This window comes from Anaerostipes sp. CAG:276 (genome assembly GCF_000432215.1).
Classification (GTDB): Bacteria; Bacillota; Clostridia; order Lachnospirales; family Lachnospiraceae; genus Anaerostipes; species Anaerostipes caccae.
Genome location: NZ_FR889170.1, coordinates 1 through 4,107, shown reverse-complemented (window position 1 = coordinate 4,107; position 4,107 = coordinate 1). Strand labels below are relative to the sequence as shown.

Below are 4,107 nucleotides of genomic sequence, written 5' to 3'. Positions count from 1 at the left end.
CAGTTTTTTGTCCATGTTTAACATAACATCAATCTCCTTAAATTCTATGTATGATTGTTAGATTGTTACCTGATTTCAATCGTGCCGCCGGCTTTCAAGTCCTCCGGCAGCAATGCACTGCCTTCCAGCATAATGCATCCCGGGCGTTCCGGCTCGGTTCCGCCCTTAAAGCTTAATGTACAATGTCCAAGTTCCTTTAAGGTATGCGGTGCTTCACTTCCTACGGCGCTGATTGTAAACTCTTTGCCGCAGATCGTCATGGTGTCTCCTGCCGCAGGTTCTTCTGTCAGCTCAGCTTTTGTATGTAAGACTGACAGTTCAGCAAGCTCCGGCGGGGCATCTTCATTGAATATAATGATAAAGTTCATATCGGCATCTGAGAGGAACGCTAATGCGTCCGGTCCTAAGCCTGTGATGGTTGACTGATATTTCATAGGTTCGTCTTTACCCTCCATTTTTGCTTCTATACTTCTTAGTACATTCCAATACTGAATGCGAATGCAATCAAGACTGCCAAAGGTCCGGTTACGATTCTTGAGAATAATACGGCCGGAACACCCATCTCAATGGTCTCTGGCTCTGATTCTCCAAGACTCAGTCCAACTGGTACGAAGTCGGCACCAACCTGTGCATCGATAGCAAACAGTGCTGGCAGTGCATACTGCGGCGGGATGTTTCCAAGAGCAAACTGTGCTCCCAAAAGAGTTCCGACTACCTGTGCGATAACAGCTCCAGGCCCTAAGATCGGAGATAAGAACGGCAGGGCACACACGAAGGAGATACCAAGCATTCCCGGCAAGGTACTACATAATGGAGAGATCGTCTTTGCGATGACATTTCCTAATCCGCTGGCACTGATGATACCCAAAAGGGTACTCGTAAATGCCATGAACGGCAGCACGTTTTTAATGATCATCTCGATGGTCTCACGGCCGGCCTGGAAAAACTTGCTGACGACGTTTCCAACGCCTTTTCCGATCTTAACGATGATTCCTTCTTTTTTGCCGCTGTTTGCAGCTGCAACCTCTTCTTTCGCCTGGTCTTTGCTTTTCGGTTCATCTGCTGCAGCCGGTTTGGTCGAAGCTGCATCTCCTTTATAATCAGATTCAAAGATATTTTTTTCTGTCACTGCGGATACATAGATCTCCGGAGTGATAAACTGTGCGAGCGGTCCTGCCTGCCCTACTGGCATCAGGTTAACGGTAAAGATCCCTTTCTTCGGGTAAACGCCGCATCTTGCGGTTCCTCCGCAGTCCACTACGGCGACCAGCACTTCCTCGTCCGGCGCTGTTGTCTTAAATCCGTCTAACGCTTCTCCGCCGGTCATATCTGCGATCTTCTGAGCCACCGGATGAATTCCTCCGCCGGTTACACTTAAAATCTTGTGGCATTTTTCCGTTGCGGTGATTGTTAATGGTCCGCCCCATCCGCCGTCTCCGGCCTTGATTGTAATTGTTTTATACATACTGGATCCCCCTTTCCGTTACTTGCTTGCTTTTCCGGTCATTCTGAAGTAGATCTGCTCTGTCAGCAGTCCACGGATCAGAATAACGATTACACCGACGATAAAGTATCTCACGGCAAGTCCTCCGATGGACAGGCCAAGCTTCGTGATACCGGCTGAGATACCGGTGTATACGAACAGTTCGCCGGGGTTCGCATGTGGGAAAAGTCCGGTAACAGGATGTACAAAACTTACACAGGAGTCATAATAAGCAGGTTTGTATTTTTCTTCTACGAAACGTCCGAAGGTATAACACATCGGGTTTCCTAAGAACAGCACCGCGATGATCGGGAGCAGCGTATAGCGGAGTACTGCAAATCTGGTCAGCTTCTGCGCGAAGCGTTCCACCCTCTCTTCTCCGATCAGCTTGATCACTGAGTTAACAGCTGTCATCAGGCAGACAACCAATGGAATGATTCCGGTAACCCATCCCATAAATGTGGTGCCGCCCTCCTGGAATAGCTTAATAAATCCGTTGGCAGCGTTAGATATAATTTCCATATCTTTTCCTCCTTCTTACTAAAAGTTGATTTGATCTATATATAGAAGAAACTAGCAGATGAATTTTGAAGAAAAGGAAAACCGATTATTGTTTCCGGGCCCTTAGAAACTTGCATAAGTTTTACTCTCTTCAGCCGTTCTATATATCTTGTTTCAGATTACAAGGTATTTCCCTGAAATCTCATATCCAAAGCTTCTAAAGCTCTGATATATCCTTTGTAATATTTCCGTCTCTTTTTCTCAAAGTTTCTGACTTCGTCAAGGTACTCATAAATACTCGTTCCGACGAGTTCCTTTCCCAGAAACTCAGAGATTGGTTTGAACTTTGTCAGGAAGCTTAATCCTTCCATGATCTCCCCGCCGGTGATCACTCCGTTCTGGTCACAGGCGATCATCACAATGTTTCCTGAAAGCAGCCTCCCTTTCTTCTGGCCGATTCCGACATTCCCAAGCTTATGTACCCTCCTTACCGCTCTGCGGTAATCCTTCACCTGAAAATATCCCCCGACAGCCTGAACAACAAACAATACGAAAATCACTAATAAAAAAACCGAAATACCATTCATACAGTTTGGCTCCTTTCATTTAACATTCCGTGGTGTATTCTTCATCTTTTGTTTTGTCTCATCCTCGTCAGTTACATATGTGCTTATTAATTACTTTTGTTAACTTCATTATAATCACTTTACATATGTTCGTCAATACTAAAATATATTTTTTCACAAAAACCTTGAAAACCCTGAATAAATGGCTTATAATCCTCTTATCATATAGTTACATATGTGCCTTAATAAATTCATGATCGAGAGGTTACCCTATGAAGAAGAAAGAAAATCCAGATAATATGCTGGACAAGATTGTTCTGGTTGCAACTCTGTATTATAAGAACAAGCTGTCCCAGCAGGAAATTGCAAAAAAATTAAGTATCTCAAGGCCCTGGGTCTCCAAGCTTTTGTCCAGGGCAGAAGACCTTGGCATCGTAAAGATAGAAATCAATTCCCCTGTAACCGGAAACAGCCAGCTTGAGGAAGCACTAAAAGAAAAATACGGCTTAAGTTATGCAGGCGTCATCAGCACAAAAGATCAAAACAGAGATTATGTAGCACAGGCTGCCGCGGATTACTTCATCTCACAGCTGAAGCCAAAAGACGTTGTCGGTGTGGGCTGGGGAAATGCCGTGTCCCGTTTTATTAAAGAACTGCATCCCATCAGCTTTCCGGATGTACAGACTGTCCCTCTGGCCGGAAGCTTCGGTGAATCCTTCGAGGCGCTTCCCACCTATAACACTCTCCAGCTGGCAAATACCATCGGCGGAACCGCAAAAATGCTTCACATTCCTGCCTTTTGTTCTTCCAAAGAAGAATATGAAACCCTGATCTCCAATGAACACACGAGACAGATTCTGAATCTGGGTGAACATGCGGATATTCTCCTCATGGGTCTTGGAAGTTTTGAATCAACGATTCTCACCTGCTACAACATTTTGAATGATCAGGAAATCGCGGAACTAAAAGCTGCACACGCCATCGGTGATGTAGCCCTTCAGTTCCTCACCAGAGCAGGTGAAACCGTAGAAACCGAGGCAACCAAACACCTGATCAAAGCAGATATCTTTAAGGCTGCCAAAAATGCACGGGTTTCCATCGGTGTAGCCGACGGACTCCACAAGGTACAGATTATTGATGTAGCCTTGAATTTAAAACTCGTCAATTCGTTTTTTACAGACGAAGAGACAGCTTTGGCGCTGGTTTAAGCACAAAAGGAGCCTTACAGCAAGGCTCCTTTTTAATTTTGTACTGATTATAAAACGTTTCTTCCGTACATTGCGTCCTGTTCTTTTCTCAGCTGGTAGATCAGGGTTGACTTATCTAATTCCACATCATCGTATGTCAGGAGTTCACCCTTCTTCACATCTCTCTTCATAACTGCCTTGTTTGTTACAAGTCCGAACGGTACATATCCTTTGGCGTCAGATTCTTTTGCTTCCGCGATAGATCCGTGTGTTGTGAATCCTCCGATTCCGTCGATGGTCTGACCTGCTTTCAGGTCGATCTTCGCTCTTGTGATACACTCAGATACTAATCCGTCGATCGGTACACAGG

Annotated in this window: 5 protein-coding genes and 1 pseudogene; 1 reads left to right on the top strand and 5 read right to left on the bottom strand. The window is 45.1% G+C overall.

Annotated elements, in window-relative coordinates:
• Positions 1-65: 65 nt before the first annotated feature.
• The 4 genes from QVP35_RS00870 to QVP35_RS00855 form a co-directional block, all read right to left on the bottom strand.
• A complete protein-coding gene (locus QVP35_RS00870) occupies positions 66-434 on the bottom strand; it encodes a PTS glucitol/sorbitol transporter subunit IIA (protein ID WP_009290054.1) in 369 nt (122 codons plus the stop codon).
• 38 nt (positions 435-472) lie between these two features.
• Positions 473-1,465, bottom strand: a complete 993-nt coding sequence (srlE, locus tag QVP35_RS00865) for a PTS glucitol/sorbitol transporter subunit IIB (RefSeq protein ID WP_009290055.1) — start codon at positions 1,463-1,465, stop codon at positions 473-475.
• 18 nt (positions 1,466-1,483) lie between these two features.
• A complete protein-coding gene (gene srlA / locus QVP35_RS00860) occupies positions 1,484-2,005 on the bottom strand; it encodes a PTS glucitol/sorbitol transporter subunit IIC (protein ID WP_006568345.1) in 522 nt (173 codons plus the stop codon).
• A gap of 158 nt (positions 2,006-2,163) precedes the next feature.
• Positions 2,164-2,571, bottom strand: coding sequence for a transcriptional regulator GutM (locus QVP35_RS00855; protein WP_006568344.1), 408 nt, complete (start codon positions 2,569-2,571; stop codon positions 2,164-2,166).
• A gap of 251 nt (positions 2,572-2,822) precedes the next feature.
• Between QVP35_RS00855 and QVP35_RS00850 the strand changes: the two genes are divergently transcribed.
• The gene (locus QVP35_RS00850; RefSeq protein WP_009290056.1) at positions 2,823-3,758 is read left to right on the top strand and encodes a sugar-binding transcriptional regulator; all 936 of its coding nucleotides are present in this window, start codon (positions 2,823-2,825) and stop codon (positions 3,756-3,758) included.
• A 47-nt stretch (positions 3,759-3,805) separates the two neighbouring features.
• Here QVP35_RS00850 and QVP35_RS00845 read toward each other — a convergent pair.
• Positions 3,806-4,107, bottom strand: a pseudogene (locus QVP35_RS00845) (hypothetical protein); the annotation flags it as partial.

Coding starts and splice junctions, on each gene's coding strand:
- QVP35_RS00870 (WP_009290054.1), bottom strand. CDS start 434: ATGAAATATCAGTCAACCATCACAGGCTTAGGACCGGACGCATTAGCG.
- srlE (WP_009290055.1), bottom strand. CDS start 1,465: ATGTATAAAACAATTACAATCAAGGCCGGAGACGGCGGATGGGGCGGA.
- srlA (WP_006568345.1), bottom strand. CDS start 2,005: ATGGAAATTATATCTAACGCTGCCAACGGATTTATTAAGCTATTCCAG.
- QVP35_RS00855 (WP_006568344.1), bottom strand. CDS start 2,571: ATGAATGGTATTTCGGTTTTTTTATTAGTGATTTTCGTATTGTTTGTT.
- QVP35_RS00850 (WP_009290056.1), top strand. CDS start 2,823: ATGAAGAAGAAAGAAAATCCAGATAATATGCTGGACAAGATTGTTCTG.